Origin of the sequence: Oleiharenicola lentus (assembly GCF_004118375.1) — a bacterium.
GTDB lineage: Bacteria > Verrucomicrobiota > Verrucomicrobiia > Opitutales > Opitutaceae > Lacunisphaera > Lacunisphaera lenta.
In genome coordinates, this window is record NZ_SDHX01000001.1 from 1,430,113 (window position 1) to 1,447,791 (window position 17,679).

Annotated in this window: 14 protein-coding genes and 1 tRNA gene; 12 read left to right on the forward strand and 3 right to left on the reverse strand. The window is 63.9% G+C overall.

Features of this window, described 5'->3' with window-relative positions:
• Positions 1-5: 5 nt before the first annotated feature.
• The gene (locus ESB00_RS05970; RefSeq protein ID WP_129046811.1) at positions 6-4,064 is read right to left on the reverse strand and encodes a glycosyltransferase; all 4,059 of its coding nucleotides are present in this window, start codon (positions 4,062-4,064) and stop codon (positions 6-8) included.
• A gap of 102 nt (positions 4,065-4,166) precedes the next feature.
• Positions 4,167-4,241 (reverse strand) — tRNA-Asn (locus tag ESB00_RS05975).
• A gap of 192 nt (positions 4,242-4,433) precedes the next feature.
• Between ESB00_RS05975 and ESB00_RS05980 the strand changes: the two genes are divergently transcribed.
• The 12 genes from ESB00_RS05980 to ESB00_RS06035 all read left to right on the forward strand — a co-directional run bounded on the left by ESB00_RS05980 (position 4,434) and on the right by ESB00_RS06035 (position 16,986).
• Positions 4,434-5,210 carry a 50S ribosomal protein L25 gene (locus ESB00_RS05980; RefSeq protein ID WP_129046812.1) on the forward strand — a complete coding sequence of 259 codons (777 nt, stop codon included), beginning with the start codon at positions 4,434-4,436 and terminating at the stop codon, positions 5,208-5,210.
• 59 nt (positions 5,211-5,269) lie between these two features.
• Positions 5,270-5,869 (forward strand): aminoacyl-tRNA hydrolase, encoded by a 600-nt coding sequence (gene pth, locus ESB00_RS05985; protein WP_129046813.1) that lies wholly within the window; start codon positions 5,270-5,272, stop codon positions 5,867-5,869.
• Positions 5,850-6,146, forward strand: coding sequence for a 30S ribosomal protein S6 (locus ESB00_RS05990; RefSeq protein ID WP_129046814.1), 297 nt, complete (start codon positions 5,850-5,852; stop codon positions 6,144-6,146). The genes pth and ESB00_RS05990 overlap by 20 nt, the downstream gene beginning before the upstream one ends.
• A gap of 28 nt (positions 6,147-6,174) precedes the next feature.
• Positions 6,175-6,633, forward strand: a complete 459-nt coding sequence (locus ESB00_RS05995; RefSeq protein WP_129046815.1) for a single-stranded DNA-binding protein — start codon at positions 6,175-6,177, stop codon at positions 6,631-6,633.
• A gap of 42 nt (positions 6,634-6,675) precedes the next feature.
• Positions 6,676-7,152 carry a 50S ribosomal protein L9 gene (rplI, locus tag ESB00_RS06000; protein ID WP_129046816.1) on the forward strand — a complete coding sequence of 159 codons (477 nt, stop codon included), beginning with the start codon at positions 6,676-6,678 and terminating at the stop codon, positions 7,150-7,152.
• Between the two features lie 146 nt (positions 7,153-7,298).
• On the forward strand, positions 7,299-8,723 hold the full coding sequence (gene dnaB, locus ESB00_RS06005) for a replicative DNA helicase (RefSeq protein WP_129046817.1): 1,425 nt from the start codon (positions 7,299-7,301) through the stop codon (positions 8,721-8,723).
• 31 nt (positions 8,724-8,754) lie between these two features.
• Positions 8,755-11,139 (forward strand): outer membrane protein assembly factor BamA, encoded by a 2,385-nt coding sequence (gene bamA / locus ESB00_RS06010; RefSeq protein ID WP_246026414.1) that lies wholly within the window; start codon positions 8,755-8,757, stop codon positions 11,137-11,139.
• Between the two features lie 31 nt (positions 11,140-11,170).
• The gene (locus ESB00_RS06015; protein WP_129046818.1) at positions 11,171-11,827 is read left to right on the forward strand and encodes an OmpH/Skp family outer membrane protein; all 657 of its coding nucleotides are present in this window, start codon (positions 11,171-11,173) and stop codon (positions 11,825-11,827) included.
• A gap of 104 nt (positions 11,828-11,931) precedes the next feature.
• On the forward strand, positions 11,932-12,960 hold the full coding sequence (gene lpxD / locus ESB00_RS06020; RefSeq protein ID WP_129046819.1) for a UDP-3-O-(3-hydroxymyristoyl)glucosamine N-acyltransferase: 1,029 nt from the start codon (positions 11,932-11,934) through the stop codon (positions 12,958-12,960).
• A gap of 40 nt (positions 12,961-13,000) precedes the next feature.
• A complete protein-coding gene (locus ESB00_RS06025; protein WP_129046820.1) occupies positions 13,001-13,948 on the forward strand; it encodes a ribose-phosphate diphosphokinase in 948 nt (315 codons plus the stop codon).
• Between the two features lie 152 nt (positions 13,949-14,100).
• Positions 14,101-15,504 carry a phospholipid carrier-dependent glycosyltransferase gene (locus ESB00_RS06030; RefSeq protein WP_129046821.1) on the forward strand — a complete coding sequence of 468 codons (1,404 nt, stop codon included), beginning with the start codon at positions 14,101-14,103 and terminating at the stop codon, positions 15,502-15,504.
• A gap of 69 nt (positions 15,505-15,573) precedes the next feature.
• Positions 15,574-16,986 carry a Do family serine endopeptidase gene (locus tag ESB00_RS06035; RefSeq protein ID WP_129046822.1) on the forward strand — a complete coding sequence of 471 codons (1,413 nt, stop codon included), beginning with the start codon at positions 15,574-15,576 and terminating at the stop codon, positions 16,984-16,986.
• A gap of 103 nt (positions 16,987-17,089) precedes the next feature.
• Here the strand turns inward: ESB00_RS06035 and pyrE are convergent, their stop codons facing one another.
• Positions 17,090-17,659: an orotate phosphoribosyltransferase gene (gene pyrE, locus ESB00_RS06040; RefSeq protein WP_129046823.1), complete on the reverse strand. Its 570-nt coding sequence runs from the start codon at positions 17,657-17,659 to the stop codon at positions 17,090-17,092.
• Between the last annotated feature and the right edge of the window lie 20 nt (positions 17,660-17,679).

The window sequence follows — 17,679 nt, forward strand, 5'->3', positions numbered from 1 at the left end:
GAGGATCAGCCGAGCCACGCCTCGCGGATCACCTGCAGGTGCCGGGGCAGGGTGCGGCTGTGGTGGTAGTGGCGGGCGGCGCGAGCGCGGGCCATCGAGAGCATCTTGGTGCTGCCGGCGAAGTGGTCGGCGAGCGCGCGTTTAAGCGCGGCCGCGAGCTTGTGCTGGTCGCCGGCGGGCACGAGGTAGGCCTCGTCGGTGTTGGTGAGCATCTCGGCGATGCCGTTCACATCGGTGCTGACGATACGGTTGCCGAAGACCATGGCCTCGAGGATCACGCGCGGGAATGATTCCTCGAAGCTCGTGCAGACGAGCAGGTCGGCCAGGCGGTAGAAGTCGTAGATGTCGGGCGTCTCGGCGAAGATCTTGACCGTGTCCTGCAGGCCCATGAGCGCGATGTCCTCGCGCAGCGTCTCCATGTAGAGTCCGTCGCGCGCACCAACGATGACCCACTGGATTTTCTTTCCGGGGAAGAGATCGGGCAGTTCCTTGCGCAGGAGGTCGATGCCGCGGATGTAGATGTGCTGGCCCTTGCGCTCGCAGACGGAGCCGACGTTGACGACGATGGCGGCGTCGGGGTCGAGGCCGTGCTTGCGACGGAGTTCGGCCGGCGCGTGGGCGGCGGCGAAGGCGTCGATGCGGGCGAAATCCACCCAGCTGGGCAGCAGGCGGAAATTGTCGTTGAGGTTTAGTTCCTCGTGGATGTCGCGCGTGGACTGCGCGGTGAACACCACGCGGGTGGCGAGCCGCAGCGCCTCCTCGGCCACCGGGTGCATGAGCACGGGCAGCGAGGCGTGGAAGAAGCGTTTCACCGCGCTGCTTTCGTGGAGGTAAAGCGCCGACGGCCGGCCGAGATGCGCCGCGAGATGCACGGCCCAGAAGCTGAGCAGCGTGTTGCCGATGATGACCTCGGCGGCGTCCCAGTTCCGGGTGGCGGCAAACTGTTTCAGCGCCGCGGCGAAGGCTTCCGGGTTTTGCGCGCCCGTGAGCGCGGACACATCCCAGCGCTCGACCTTGAGGCCGGCGCCCTCGAAGCGCGCGCGGAGCGGGCCGTCCTCGGCGGTGGCGACCGTTAGACTCACCCCGGGCTGCGCGGCGAGGAAGCGCGCGAGCTCGAACAGGAAGATGGGCGCGCCCTCGAACTTGAGATTGGGCGTGATAAGCAGCGCGCGGAAGGGGCGCGGGGTCTCGGCGCAGCGCTGGTGGTAGGGATTGAGCGGGAGGTTGCGCGGCGGAAACGCGAGCGTCTCACTGATGTAGGGGTCGCGCCGTGTGCCGTGGCGGGCGATGTAGGCGACGTGCTCGCGCTCGGCATAAACCCGGCCGCGCGAGGCGCTGCCGACGTGGCGGAGCACGGCCTGCGGGCTGACGACCGTGCGGAAACCGGCGTCGCCCGCGCGAAGGCAGAAGTCCACGTCGTTGTAGGCGACTTGAAGGCTCGGTTCGTCGAAACCGTCGAGCCGGCGGTAGAGATCGGTGCGGGTGAGCAGGCACGCGCCGGTGACAGCGGCGACGTTGCGTGCGGCGTGCGGCAGAAACATGTAGCCGAGCTCCTCAGCGGGTTCACGTTCGAAAAGCACGTGGGGCAGCCCGTCCGCGTGGCTGAGCGAGATGCCGGCGTGGTTCACCGTGCCGTCAGGGTAGAGGAGCTTGGCGCCGACGACGCCGACGCCGGGCACGTTGAGCCAGCCGGCCATGTCTTCCAGCCAGCCCGGCGCGAGCGCCTCGACGTCGTTGTTGAGATGAAGCACCAACGGCGTGTCCGCCCGGGCGGTGCCGAGATTGACTAGGCGCGAGTAGTTGAAACCGGAAGTGGCCGGGGGCAGCGCCTTGCCGGCGGCGGCGAGCGACGCGGTTTCGGCGGTCTTGGGCACGGTGATGCCGGAATCGTTCTTCGAGCCAGCCAGAGCCGGCGCGTGCACGACCTCGACCCGGAGATCGGTGCGGGCGGGCAGGGAGGCGAGATAGGCGAGGGTGGCCGGATCGTCGGAGTTGTCGTCCACGATGACGACCTTCACCGATTCGCGCGGCGTGGTGCGGGCGAGTGAGTCGAGGCAGGTCTGGAGCAGGTCGGCGCGGTTCCTGGTCGGGATGACGATGGTGACCGGATTTTCGCGCAGGATGTCGGGGCTCCACTTCAGCTGGTGGAGGCAGAGAGCGTAATTTTTGGCGAACTCCGGCAGCATTGGCTCGGCGCGCAGGCCACGCCGCGCGATGGCTTCCGCGATGCCGTTGCGGGCGGCGGCGAAGAGGTAGCCCTTCTGGTCGCCGCGCGTGGCCGTGCTCTCGGCGTGGGCGCGCCAGTGGTAGCCGATGAAGGGAACGTGAATGACGTCCTTCGCGTCGATCAGCTCCCAGCAGCGGAGGAAGAGATCGATGTCCTGCGCGCCGTTGAACTCCGGGCGCAACCGGCCGGCTTTTTCGACGATGGCGCGGCGGATGACGGTGAGATGATGCGTGTAGTTGTGCGTGATCGCCATCTCGGGGCTCCAACCGCCCTTGAACTGCGGGTCGAAGCGCCGGCCGGTGTCGTCGATCTTGTCCTCGTCGGTATAGAGGTAACCAGCGGTCGGGTGGCGCAGGATCGCCTCGGCCACGTGCAGCAGCGAGTCGTGCGGCAGCACATCGTCGTGATCGAGCAGGGCAACGAAGTCACCGGTGGCGACATCGAGTGCGGAGTTGGTCGCGCGGGAGATGTGGCCGTTCTCGGCGCGGAAAACGGGTTTGATCCGGGCGTCGGCGCGGGCGGCTTCCTCGAGGATGCGGCGCACGTGCGGCTGCGGGGAGGCGTCGTCCGCGATGCAGAGTTCCCAGCGCGGGTAGAGCTGCTGCCGCAGGCAGTCGAGGAGCTCGCGCAGGTATTTCTCCGGCGTGTTGTAGGCCGGCACGACCACGCTGATGAGCGGACCGCCGGCCTGCACGGCGGCCGCGGCGTCCTGTTGCAACACGGAGCGCAGGCGCGGGGTGAGGCGATTGTGCCAGCACCAACGGGTGTAGGGGTCCTGGTCTTTGCGGCGCACGATGGCCGCGGGGATTTTCTTGTCCTCGCCGTGGCTGAGGGTGGAGGCGAGCTGGGCCTTGAGCCGGGCGATCTCGGCCCGCGTGTCGGGCCAGCTGTCGAACCGGTAGCGGCCGAGCAGGCGGCCGCGCAGGAAGGCGGCGACGACTCGGTAGAAGAGGAACGGCTTGAAGACCGGCACCGGCCCGGAGTGTTCGTCGCGGCGGTCGAGGTGGAGCCGGCGGGCGAAGGCGACCGAGCGGTGTCCGTCGGCAGTTTCGGCGACGACGACGAGGTTGGCCGGGCTGGGGGAGTCCTTGCGGATGTCCACTAGGCCGTAGAAACCGGATTTGGAGGCTCCGGGCAGATCGGGCCGGTGGGCCGCGACATCGGGACGGTCCTTGGGGTAGACGAGCCGGCTCTCGCCGAGCACGCTGGTGGTGGCGCCGAGGCGGACGACGGTGCGGTCGCCCTGGCCGCAGATCCAGCCGGTCAGACGGAATTTCTCGTAGAGAACGTTGACCCAGTGGCCGGGATTCTCGATGTGGCCGACAAAATGATCGCCGGCCGGCACATCGGTGTTGGCCATGAGGATTTCGGCCAGGACATGGTCGGTTTCGCGGCAGAGGTCGCTCCACGATGAGCGGTGAAAATGCCGGTAGAGATAATGGAGCGTTTGCGGCACGAGCGCCGCGCGGAGCACGCGTACGGGCTTGGTGGCGGAAGGCGGCAGGCCCCAGGTATCGAGTGGGGTGCGGAAAAATTCCCGCCATTGCGTGCCGTCGTGCCAGTCCAAGGCTAGGGTCGAGGCCCCGCGCCAGACCTGCACCCTTTGGAGGAAACCCGTTTTAAGCGCGGCTTCTGAACCGCCGAAAATCTGCTGCGTGTCCGACCGTTCCAGTCCGTAAAGCCCCAAGGAGGGTCGCTTGTCCACGCGGGCGCGGATGTCGAGGCAGCGGACAGCCTCGCCCGGGTAAAGCCAGCCGGCGATCTCAAAGCTTGCCGTGGTCGGCCGCCATGCCGCGGGGCTGTCGATATGAAACTGGGGCTGAACCGGATCGGGCATGGGCTGGTTGAGCCCGAATTAAGCGGGGGCGCCGACTGGAGAGTAAAGCTTCTAGTGGCCCTAGCTTTTGCCGGATTACCTGCTCATCTCACTGACCAAGAATGGCTGCCCGGGCTGGGATCGAACCAGCGACCAAGTGATTAACAGTCACCTGCTCTGCCACTGAGCTACCGGGCAACGTGGCTCCCCAAAGGGAACGGCCAAAAAGAGGTCCGCTGTAGGCCTTGTCAATCCTCGTATCGTGTAAAATCCCGGAAAGTTCAGCCACTTTCAAAGTTTTGATTGCTTCGCCCCCGGTCGGTCCTACAACTTCGCCCTCTTTTCCATTACGCCTGCCTCCAATTCCGGAGTCACAGGGGGAACGAAACCATGAAGAAATTCCAACTCACCGTCAGCACGCGCGAAGGCACCGGCCGCAGCGCTTCCCGCCGCCTCCGCAAGGCCCAGCAGATTCCCGCCATCCTCTACGGCAAGCACACGAAGCCCGAGACTCTGGCCGTCAACGCGCCCGAGTTCGTCAAGCTCCTCAAGGAGATCGCCGGTCGCGCCGCCCTCATCGAGCTCAAGCGCGATGCCGGCGCCAGCGCCCTCTCCTTTCTCCAGGAAATCCAGCGCGACCCGATCACCGACCGCTACCTCCATGTTGACCTTCAGGAAGTGAAGGAAAACGAGAAGATGGTCATCAGCGTCTCCGTCCGCGTCGTCGGCGAGGCCTATGGCGTCAAGACCGAAGGTGGCGTGCTCGACACCGCCACGAAGCGCCTGCGCATCCGCACTCTCCCGAAGGACCTGCCCGATTTCATCGAGGTGAACGTCACCGAGCTGAAGATGGGTGAGGCCATCCATGTCAGCGACATCAAGGTCGGTGCCGGCGTCGAGCTCCTCGACAATCCTGGCCAGGCCGTCGTTCTCTGCGTGGCCCCGCCGGAAGAGGAAGTCGCCGCCGTCGCGACCCCGACCGCGGGCGAAGGCGCTCCCGCCGCCGCCGGTGCCGAGGGTGCTGCCGCCCCCGCCGCCGCGGGTGCCGCGGCTCCCGCCGCCGGCGCCAAGCCGGGCGACGCCAAGGCCGCCGCCCCCGCCGCGGGTGCCAAGGCCGCTGCTCCGGCCGCCGGTGCCAAGCCGGCCGCCGCTCCCGCCAAGAAGTAATCTTTTCCCGGTCCGCCCGCTCCGGTGGGCGGACCGTTTTGCTCGCTGTTCTTTGAGTCATGTCCGTCACGCTGATCGCTGGACTGGGCAACCCCGGGCGCGAATACGCCGCCACCCGCCACAACTTCGGCTTCGCCGTGGTCGAGGCGCTGGCGGCCGCTGAAGGTCTCAAGTGGAAACATGAATCCCGCTTCGAGGCCGAAACCGCCCGCTGGGATGTTCGCCCCGGTGTCACGCGACTGCTCGTCAAGCCCCAGACCTTCATGAACGAAAGCGGGCGCGCCCTCCGCGCCTTGCTCGACTTTCACAAGGTTTCGCCCGACACCCTCATCGCCGCCTACGACGATCTCAACATCGCCCTCGGCCTCGTGAAGGTGTCGGTTACCGGCAGCGCCGGCGGCCACAACGGTGTGGCGAGCCTGCTCGAGCACGTCGGCGACGGCTTCGTTCGCTACCGGCTCGGCATCGGCGCCCCGCGCCCCGCCGGGATGGACCTCAAAGACTTCGTGTTGGGCAAATTCACTCCTCCAGAAAACTCCCTCATCGACCAAAAAATCAATTCCCTCGTGGACGGCCTCCGCCTCCTTCTCGACCAAGGACCGGCCCGCGCCATGAACTTACTTAACCGCCGAGAAACCAATGAGCCAGAACAAGCGTAACTACAAAGCCACCTTCATCCTCGACAACCGCGGCCGCGAAGACTCCGTGGACCAGATCATCGAGGGCGTGAAGAAGGAGATCGCCGCCGTGCAGGGCGACGTCACCGCCGTCGAAAACCTCGGCCGCCGCGATTTCGCGCGCAAGACCGACCCCAAGTTCCCCGCCGGCGTCTATGTGCAGGTGGCCTTCTCGGCCCCCGCCGCCGCCCCCGCCCAGCTGCAGGAGCGTCTCCGTCTCAACGACACCGTTTACCGCGCCAAGGTGCAGAACGCCTGAGCGCGTTTCCGCCCGTCGCCTCCGCCCCATGGCCAATCTCAACAAAGTGATGCTCATCGGCAACCTCACGCGCGACCCGGAGCTCCGGGTCACGCCGAAGGGCACCGCCATCTGCACGTTCAGCCTCGCGGTCAACCGCAAGTTCAAGGACGAGAGCGGCGGCGAGCGTGAGGAGGTCACCTACATCGACATCGAGGCCTGGGGCAAATCCGGCGAGAACATCTCCAAGTATTGTACCAAGGGCCGCCCGCTCTTCGTCGAAGGCCGCCTGCGCCTCGACCAGTGGGAGGACAAAAACACCAAGGAAAAGCGCAGCCGCATGAAGGTCGTCCTCGAGAACTTCCAGTTCCTCGGCAGCGGTCGTGCCGAAGGTGGTGCTGGCGGCGAGGGTGGGGAAGCCCGCTCCTATGCCCCCCGCAGCGCCGCTCCGCGTCCCGCGACCGCCCCGGCGCCGCAGGAAAATCTCGACGAAGACGTGCCCTTCTGAGCACGCGCAGAGTCCCAACCGAAAATTTAAACCAATCCCATCATGGCTAACAGCGAAGTCCTCCTCATTCAACCCGTTGACGGTCTCGGCGCCGAAGGCGACCAGGTCAAAGTCCGCGCCGGCTATGCGCGCAATTTCCTCCTGCCCCAGGGCAAGGCTGTGCCGCTCACCGTGGCCAACCGCAAGCAGGTCGAGGCCCTCAAGAAGGCCCGCGGTCTCCGCGAAGCCAAGGAGCTCGACGGCGCCCAGGCGCTCGCCAAGCAGATCGAGAAGGCTGGCATCGCCATTGCCGTGAAGACCGGCGAGGGCGGCAAGCTCTTCGGAGCCGTCACCGGCAACGACATCCACGACAAGCTGGCCGCCGCCGGCATCACCGTGGAGAAGAAGCGCATCCACCTCGGCCAGCCGATCAAGACGCTCGGCAAGCACACCGTCAGCATCCGCCTGCACCCCGAGGTCACCGTCGAGCTCAACTTCGACGTGGTCTCCGAAAACCCGATCGAGCCCGCCGCTTCCTGAGCGCGGCCGAGTCACTCCCGAGCTGCGGCTAACCCCGCAGCTTTTTTTTGCCCGGACACCCCGCCGCCGCCTGAGCCCACGATGAAGAAAATGTTCATAATCGGGGGTTGCGGCACGGAGTCGCGCCCCACTCACTGAACCGTCTCATGGCTGATTCCAGCAACGATCCCCGCTCCGGCAAGGTGCTGCGCTACCCGTCTTCCGCCGAGCGTGCCCAGACGTTGCCCTCCGCCGCCCCGGATCGTTCGCCCCCGCACAGCGCGGAGGCCGAGGAACACGTGATTGCCTGCTGTCTGCTCGACGGCAGCGACACCATTGCCCGCTGCCTGGAATCCCGCGTCACGGCGGAAGCCTTTTACCTCCCGCAGAACCGGCTGCTGTTCGAGGTCATGCTCGAACTCTACCAGAAGAGTCCGCCGGTTTCGTTGGAAATCCTGGCCGAGGAACTGAAGACCCGGCGCCAGCTGGAGGCCGTCGGCGGGTTTCCCTACCTGATGCAGGTGACGGGCAAGATCCCGACCACCGCGCACGCCGGCTATTTCATCGAGAAGGTACGCGAAAAACACCTGCTGCGCGAGCTGATCAAGACCGCCACCGGGGCCGTCGAACAGGCCTACAGCTTCACCGGCGGGCTGGAGGAGTTCGTGGACAAGATCGAGCAGGACCTCTTCAAGGTCACCCAGGACCGCGTGAGCGACAACGCCCAGGAGATCAAGGAGGCGATCAAGGACGCGAATACCGTCATCGCCAAGCTGCTCATGAAGAAGGGCGAGCTCACGGGCGTCAGCTCGGGCTTCAAGGACCTCGATGCGATGACCTTTGGTTTCCAGCGGCAGGAAATGATCATCATTGCCGCCCGCCCCTCGATGGGCAAAACCAGCTTCGCCCTGAACATCGCCGAGGCCGCCGCCATGCCCAAGAAGGGCGACCCGGTGGCCGTGCTGGTGTTCTCGCTTGAAATGAGCTCTTCCCAGCTCGCCCTGCGCATGCTTTGCGCCCGTTCGCGTGTGAACATGAAGCTGCTGCGCGACGGCCTCGTGAGCCGCGACGGCGCCGAGGTAAATGCCCTCGGACGGACCGCCGAGGAGTTCAAGCGCGCCCCCATCCTCATCGACGACGCCAGCAACCTCACGATCATGGAGCTCCGGGCCAAGGCCCGCCGCATCCATGCCCGGAAGAAGCTGGGCATGGTCATCGTGGACTACCTCCAGCTGCTCAGCGGCACCGATCCGCGCGCGCCCCGCGAACAGCAGGTTGCCGAGGTCTCCCGTGGATTAAAGGCCCTCGCCAAGGAACTCGACGTGCCCGTGCTGGTCCTCAGCCAGCTCAACCGCTCATCGGAAAAGGAAAACCGCACGCCCCGCTTGTCGGACTTGCGCGAATCCGGCTCCATTGAGCAAGATGCCGACGTAGTGCTGATGCTGTCCCGCCCCAAGGATGCCGACGAAAAATTCCAGACCGCTGCCGGCGCAGCGGATTTAATCGTTGCCAAGCAACGTAACGGACCGGTAGGTGATTTGAAACTGACTTTCCTTCAAGAAATTACGCGCTTTGAAAACTTTACTCCGTAACCTGGTTAACCGGGCTGTTTTTGTCTGCATTTTGACCGCGCTTCTCAGCCCTGCGCTGCGGGCGCAGGCCGGCCCCGGGGCCGCTCAGGAAGAGGCCGCCCCCGCCCGGGTCGGCACCGTCACGATCAAGTTCATCGGCATGGCCAGTGTCAGCGAACAGATCGTGCGCGCCAACATGATCCTGCGCGAGGGCACCGAGCTGGACGAGGCCGTGATCGACCGCGACATCCGCTCGCTCTACCGCACCGGCATGTTCGAGTTCATCGAGGTCAAGCGTGACGAGTCGGCCGGCAACGTCGTGAACTTTGTCTTCGAAGTGACTCCGAAATTCCGCGTGCTGAATGTCGAGTTCGAGGGCGCCAAGGCCATCAAGCCGCGCCGCCTCATGAAGGAGGCCAAGACCGTGGCCAACGGCGTGCTCGACGAGCGCCAGATCAAGGAGGACAGCCAGAAGATCTACGAGTATTACCAGAAGCGCGGTTTCAACCAGGCGCAGGTCACCTATGCGATCGACCGCAACCGCTCGACCGGCTTCAGCACCGTCACCTTCAAGGTGCGCGAAGGCGCCCGCGTGAAAATCGACACCATCCGGTTCGTCGGCAACGACAGCGTCAAGGCCCGCCGCCTGCGCAAGGAGATGGAGACGAAGAAATGGAGCTGGATTTCATGGCTCATGGGCACCGGCCGCCTCAAGGACGACGAGTTTGACGAGGATCTCAACAAGCTGCGCGACTTCTACAAGGAGGAGGGCTTCCTCGACGTGGAGATCGCCGAGGACAAGATCACCTTCGACTACCCGAAACCCGGCAAGCTGGTCATCACGATCCGCGTCAACGAGGGCCGCCAGTATCGCGTGGGCGACATTTCCTTCACCGGCAACAAGCTCTATCCGGAGACGCTGCTGCGCTTCATCCCCCGCCAGCGCAAGGGCGCCGTGTTCAAGCCCTCGCTCCTCGACAAGGACAGCGAGTCAGTCGAGGACTTCTATGGCCGAGCCGGCTACCTGCCGCCCGACACCCGTGTCCGCCTTGTTCGCAAGCCCAACCTGGAGACCGGCAACATCGACGTCGAGTACCAGATCACCGAGGGCGAGCGCATCCAGGTCGAGTCGGTCAAGATCGAGGGTAACACCAAGACCAAGAGCATCGTGATCCTGCGCGAACTCGTGCTGGGTCCCGGCGATGTCTTCGACAGCGTGCGTCTCAAGATCAGCAAGCTGCGCCTCGAGAACACCCGCTTCTTCGAGGACCCGGTCAACGTCACCGACGAGTCCACCAACATCCCCGGACGCCGCACCCTCAAGATCTCCGTGCAGGAGGCGCGCACCGGCAACCTGACCTTTGGCGCCGGCTTCAGCTCACTGGAGCGCGCCGTGGTTTTCGCCGAGGTCACGCAGTCCAACTTCGACATCTTCAACCGCCGCTCGTTCTTCCAAGGCGACGGCCAGAAGTTCCGCCTGCGCTTCCAGATCGGTTCGCAGTCCAGCGAGCTCATCATGGCCTTCGAGGAGCCCTACTTCCTCGAGCGCGAGCTTGCGACCGGCTTCCAGCTCTACCGCACGACCTCCGATTACAACAGCGCCTACTACGAGGAAATCCGCACCGGTGGCGAAATCTACGCCCGCAAGCGCCTCTTCAACTGGCTCGAGTCGCGCCTGTCCTACACCTACGAAATCGTGGACATCGACAACGTCGATCCGAGCGCGCCGCTTTCGTTCCGTCTTCTTGAGGGCAACACCACCACCTCGCGGGTTGGCCTGATTCTCACCCAGGATACGCGCGACAAGATCATCAGCACCACCCGCGGTCACTATACCTCGTTGAACCTCGACCTGGCGGGCGGCCCCTTCGGTGGCGACAATCATTATTACCGCGTCGAGTTCCGCGGCTCCAAGTTCTTCCCGGTCGCCGAATTCCAGGACCAGGTGCTCGCCCTCATCGGCCGCGTGGGTGTCGTCGAGAGCTTCGGCGACAGCGACAAGCCGCAGTTCCGCACCATCACCGACCCGAGCACGGGCGCCCCCGTCAGCTTCGGGCCCTTTGTCCCCGGCGTGCCGTTTTACGACCGCTACTTCCTCGGTGGCCCCAACGATTTGCGCGGCTTTGAGTTCCGCGATGTCGGCCCGAAGGACAACTTTGGCGAGCCGCTGGGCGGCAAGAGCTACGGTTTCTTCAGCCTCGAGTATTCCTTCGACCTGGTGAAGCCGATGCGCATGGCCTTCTTCTACGATGCTGGCTTTGTGAACACCGATGCGTATGATTTCAGCCCGGTGAACTACAACGACAACATCGGCGTCGGCATCATGCTCTTCGTCGCCGGCGCGCCCCTCCGCCTCGATTTCGGCATTCCGCTCACCACGGATCGCTTCAACGACAAGGGCAACCAGTTCAATTTCTCCTTCGGCACCCGCTTCTAAACGTTCAATCCCCTCATCTCATCCCGTCCCTATGCATAAGCTGATTCGCTCATTCGCCCTCCTGGCCACCCTGTTCACCGGCCTCGCCGCGCTGCACGCCCAACCGGTCGTGAAACTCGTCGTGGTCGACATGGCCCGGGTTTACGACAACCATTACAAGACCGAGGAGCAGACCGCCAAATTCCGCGATCTCGAGCAGAAGGCACAGGAGCAGGTCGAGGAATACAACAAGCAGGGCAAGGCACTCGTCGATGAATACCAGGAGTTGATCGAGCAGTCCAAGAACACGCTCCTCACCGCCGAGGCCCGCTCGAAGGCCGAGGCCGATGCCCAGAAGAAGGGCGAGGAGATCCAGCGCAAGCAGGCCGAGGTGCAACAGTTTCGCCAAACCACGCAGCGCTCCCTGCAGCAACGCCTGAAGACGCATCGCGATCTCCTGCTTGAGGAAATCAGCAAGGTGGTCACCGACATCGCCAAGCGCACCGGCGCCACCCTCGTGCTCGACAAGTCCGGTCCGACCCTCTTCGGCATCCCGAGCGTGCTTTATGCCGACCCGAGCTACGACATCACCGAAGCCGTGCTGGCCGAGGTGAACAAGGATCGCCCGGCCCCGGCCGCCGCGCCCGCCGCTCCGGCGGCTTCCGGCACCCAGTTCACGGTGCCCGGTGTCTCCGAACCCAAGAAGTGAGGCACAACTATCTTGCCAAGCCCTGTTCACCCGAACAGGGCTTTTTTGTGCCCGGACCAGTCGGGTTGAACTTCCGCCCGGCCAGTGGCCTCCCCGAATAAGCCATGCAGGTAAACTACACCCCAGAGGAAATCGCCGTCATCGTTGGCGCCCAGCGAGTCGCCGGCAGCGCCGACCGGTCGGTGACCGACATTGCCTCGCTGTCCGCCGCGCATCCCGGCGATCTTTCCTTTCTGGGCAATCCCAAGTATCGCTCCCAGGTCCCCGACAGTGCGGCTACCGTCCTGCTCCTGCCTTTGGACTATGTCGGTGAACCCCGGGCCGGGCAGGTCTTCCTCCATGTGGAGAATCCTTCCGCCGCACTGGCCCGGTTGTGCGCACGCATCGAACAAGCCCTCTGGCCCAAGCCCGCGCCGGGCATCCATCCCTCCGCGGTCGTGGCGGCGGGCGCAGTCGTGGATACGACCGCGCATGTCGGCCCCCTTTGTGTGATTGAGGACGGCGCCCAGATCGGGGCGGGCACGGTTTTGCAGGCCTCGGTTTTTGTGGGTCGGGATGCGCGCGTCGGCGCCGGGTGTTTTGTCATGCCCGGCTGCGTGATTGCCACGACCTGCGAACTCGGCGCCCGGGTTCGCTTGCAACCCGGCGTGGTCGTGGGGGCCGACGGCTTCGGGTATGAATTCGTCAAGGGACGGCATGAGAAGGTCCCCCAGATCGGCACCGTGGTCATCGGAGATGATGTTGAGATCGGGGCAAACACGACCCTGGACCGGGCCCGCTTCAGCCGCACCGTGGTGGGGGAGGGCACCAAAATCGACAATCTGGTGCAGGTCGCCCACAATGTGGTCATCGGCAAGCACTGCATCCTCTGCTCCCAGGTCGGCATCTCGGGGAGCACCACGCTGGAAGACTACGTCATATTGGGCGGCCAGGCCGGCATTGCCGGCCACATCACCCTCGGCAAGGGCAGCAAGGCCGGCGGCCAGGCCGGTGTGACCTCGGATGTCGCCCCCGGCGCCTACGTGAACGGCACGCCCGCCATCCCCTACATGCTGGAGCGGCGGCTGGCGGTGCTCCACCAGCGGCTGCCGGACCTCTTCAAGCGCGTCGAGCGGCTCGAAAAGCCAGAATAAACTTCCCGCTCGTCTCCTTCTCGGCTACCAAGCGGCCGCAATGAGGGACACGAAGCTCAAGATCTTTTCCGGTTCATCCAATCGCGCCCTGGCGGAGGAAATCTGCCAGAGCATCGGCGTGCCGCTCGGCGACGCGACCGTGAACTGCTTCCCCGATGGGGAGTCCTTCGTTAAGATCAACGAGAACATCCGCGGCGCCGACGCCTATTTCATCCAGTCCACCTGCCCGCCGACGAACCATCACCTGATGGAGCTGCTGATCATGATCGATGCCGCGAAGCGCGCCTCGACCCAGCGCATCACGGCCGTGATACCGTTCTACGGTTACGCGCGCCAGGACCGCAAAGACCAGCCGCGCGTCCCCATCACCGCCAAGCTTGTAGCCAACCTGCTCATGTCCGCCGGTGCCAACCGCGTCCTCGCGATGGATCTGCACAGCCAGCAAATCCAGGGCTTCTTCGACATCCCGGTGGACCACCTCTTCGCCTCGCCGGTCTTCTTCCAGTATCTCGCCAGCAAGCGCAGCAACAACCTCGTGGTTTTCTCGCCCGATGTCGGCGGCATGAAGATGGCGGCGGCTTATGCCGATGTCCTGGGCGCGTCTCTGGGCCTTGTGGCCAAGAAACGCACCAGCGCGACCAAGGTCGAGGCCATCAACATCGTCGGCGAGGTTGCCGGTTGCGATGTGCTCCTCGTGGACGACATCACCGAGACTGCCGGCACGCTCACGGCCGCCGCCAAGATCCTGAAGGAGCATGGCGCGAAGAGCATCCGTGCCGCCGTCAGCCACTGCGTGCTCAACGAACTGGCCTACGAACGTCTGAAGACCGGCCTCATTGACGAACTCATCACGACCAATTCCGTGCCGATCGACACCCGCGGCCTGCCCATCACGGTTCTGAGCGTCGCTCCTTTGCTGGGCGAAGCGATCCTGCGCATCAATACGAACGAGAGCGTCACCAGCCTTTTCAAAATCAAGGGATTTTGACGCCCATGTCCGGGACTAAAGGCCTAACTGGCTAGGATGGTGAAAATCAGATGCTGATCTTTCCCTTCCCGCCAAGACGGTCCCACTGACTGCTGCCGGCGGCGCTGAAGCCGACGGCCAGGCATCTCTCTGCATCAAACCCGGCCTGCCCCATGTCCTCCAATTCCATCCGCTGGGACCGAGGCTTCCGTATCGGGCTGTGGGCCGTGGTTCTGATGGGTGGGATTCTTCGCACGCACGACATTGGGACAATCCAGACAGCGGTGTTTGATGAGGTGCATTTCGCACGGTATGGATATGACTATCTGGTCGGCACACAGTTTTTGCATGTCCACCCTCCGCTCTACAACTATCTGTCGGCGATTTCGATCTGGCTTTATTACCACCTTCCGTGGCTTGACCTGCCAGCGGTCTGCGCGCTGGGGTTTGAGCAGATCGACGTACTGAGCTATCGCTGGATTAATGCATTGGCAGGCACCGGACTGATCCTGCTGGTGGGGATGTTCGCCCGTCAGCTTACCGGCCAACGCATTGTCGCCCTGCTGGCGGCATTTTTTGTCGCCGTAGACGGCTCCCTGGTGGTCGATTCGCGCTTTGCGCTGAATAATATTTTCCTGCCGGTGTTTGGTTTTCTGGCCTACTGGTGTGTCGGGCGCAGCCTGCAAAACCCGGAACGGGCCTCCGCTTGGCTGTTGGCGGCGGGTGTAGCTTTGGGCTGTGTGATTTCCATCAAGTGGAACGGATTGGGTTACATGCTGGCACTGTCCGTCTTGCTGGTGGGCCTCAAGTTGATTCAGGTCACGGAAGGACTTCGACCTGCAAGGCTGGGCGCCGCTCCGACCCAAGCATCGCCTCATCTGCCAGTTCGTCCCCTGATGCTATGGTTCTGCCTGTTGGTCGTCCCGCTGGTTATCTATTGCTTCCTGTGGATACCCGACCGCGAGTTCAACAACCAGTATGGATTCTTTGGAATCCATGGGCAGATCCTCGATTATCATTCATCGGCGGCCGCCGTGGGCGAACATCCCTATTGCTCGAAATGGTATCTCTGGCCCCTGATGGAGCGCCCGATAAGCTATTACTTCAAGGTAAGGGAGGCAGTTGCTGACGATGGCCAGACCGTCCGTTACTTCTCGGGCGTGCACTTGTTCGGTAATCCGGTGCTCTATTGGCTGTCCCTCGTTTCAATTCTCACCATGTCCGGTCAGTGGGTTTGCCAAGCGGTTGGCTGGTTCCGGACCGGCAAGTATTCCCCTTCTTGGCTGGTGACTTCGGTAATTTTGCTGGGCTACGGGTCCAACTTGATGCCGTGGGCGCTGGTGAATCGCTGTCTCTTCCTCTACCATTATCAGTCCGCCTCGGTTTTTGCCTTCTTGGCTCTGGCCTGGTATTGCGGCCACGCATGGATAGACCGGCGATGGTGGCTCAAGTTGCCTGGTATCTTGGCGGTGGGGGCTGTGTTCGCTGCGCTGATCTATTGGCTCCCCTTGATCTTCGGGATCGAACTACCCGCTGGGCAATATTACCGCCTGATGTGGTTTAATCGCTGGATTTAGGCGACTTCCAATGTCTGTCTGGCGGAACCATCTGGGTTGGTTAATGTCAGTGCCCGCACTCATTTCCGCATGAAAACAAAGTCTTTCGCCACCCTGCTCGCTCTGGTTTCCGGCATTGCCGGACTTTCTCTTGGCCTGATCGCCGCCGAAAAGAAGGCCGCCAACAAGAAACCCGAACTCAAGATCGACTCCACGCCCGTCGCGGCCGTGAAGTCCAACGTCGTCACCAGCTACGCCGACGTGCTCGATCCGATCCGGCCGGCGGTGGTCTCGGTTTATTCCACCAAGGTGGTGCGTGAGCAGATTCCCGAGTTTTTCCGCCGGCAGGGCTACCAGGGCCGGGAGCAGACCCAGAAGGGCCTTGGCTCCGGCGTGATCGTCTCCACCGATGGCTACATTCTGACCAACAACCACGTGGTTGAGGGCGCGGACGAGGTGGAGGTGGCGCTCAATGACGAGCGCAAGTTCGCCGCCAAGGTCATCGGCACCGATCCCAAGACCGATGTCGCCGTGCTCAAGATCGAGGGCGAAAATCTTCCCGCCGTCACCTTGGCCGACAGTGGCACGCTCCGCGTCGGCGATGTGGTCTTCGCCATCGGCAATCCGCTCGGTGTCGGCCAGACCGTCACCATGGGCATCGTCTCCGCCACGAGCCGCAAGGTTGGCATTCTCGACGAGGTCCAGGGCTATGAGGACTTCATTCAGACGGATGCCGCCATCAACCAGGGCAATTCCGGCGGCGCGCTGATCGACGCCCGCGGACGGCTCGTGGGCATCAACTCCGCCATCCTCTCCACTTCGCAGGGCAACATTGGCATCGGCTTCGCCATTCCGATCAACCTGGCCAGCGCCATCATGCACAGCCTGATCGAGACAGGCACCGTGGCCCGCGGCTACCTCGGCGTTTCCACCACCCAGGTCACGCCCGATCTGGCGGAAGAATTTAAGCTGCCCAAGGAAACCAAGGGCGTGATTGTCGCCGACATGCCCGCCGACGGCCCCGCCGCCAAGGCCGGCCTCAAGCGCGACGACGTCATCACGGCCATCAACGGCCGGCCCGTTTCCACGGTGGAAGACCTGCGCCTGATCGTGGCCCAGTTCACCCCGGGCACCAAGGTCACCCTCACCATCATCCGCGACAGCAAGCAGGAGACCAAGGAAGTGACCCTGGGCCAGCGGCCCGACGACGTGGTCGCGAGCGGTGAGTTTCTTCCCGGTGTTCACGTCGAGGCCCTGACCGCCGATCTGCGCCGCGAATATCGCGTCAACAACGACGTGGAAGGCATCATCGTCACCGGACTGGACGACAACTCTCCTTATCAGGGTATCTTTGCCCGCGGCGTGGTCATCGTGAGCATCAACCGCGAGTCCGTGGTGGATGTGAACTCCGCCCGTCAGCTCCTGCGTCCGGGCCGTAACCTAGCGTTCATCTACTACCGCGGCAGTTTCCGTTACGTGCCGTTCAACAACAGCACACGCTGACTTCCACTGTCCGCCAGAAATTGAAAAGGCGCACCGTCCGGTGCGCCTTTTTGTATATTGGGGCGAGAGGATGGCGCGCACCGTCATGGCCACGCCTGGGCCCTCAGCTGCCCGGCTTGGTCGCCGGGATCTTGGCGATTTCCGGCGGCACCTGGTCGGCCGGGTAGGTGGGGTAGCTCATCTCGAGCAGGGAATAGGTCGGCACGTTGAACTTCGCGTTGCCCGCGCTGCGGTCCACGAGCACGGCCACGGCCACGGTCGTGCCACCCATCTTCTGCACGATGTCGAGGCACTCCTGCACGCGACCGCCGCGGGTGATCACGTCCTCAACGACGAGCACCTTCTCGCCCGGCTTGAAGGTGAACCCGCGGCGCAGCACGAGCACGTTGTTTTCCTTCTCGGCGAAAATGAACCGGCTCTTCGATTGGCGCGCCACTTCCTGGCCGATCACGAGTCCGCCCATGGCGGGGGCCAGCACCGTGTCGTAGGCGAGACCGCCGAGCTTCTGCTTCAGCAGCGTGCCAAGCCGCTCGACGGCGGGCATGTCCTGGCACACCTGGGCGCACTGGAAGAAGTGTCCGCTGTGCAGACCCGAGCGCAGCACAAAATGGCCCTGCAGCAGCGCCTTGGTGCGGATGAAGATGTCGGTGACTTCCTGTTGAACAGCGTCCATGCGCGAAACGTGGGATATTC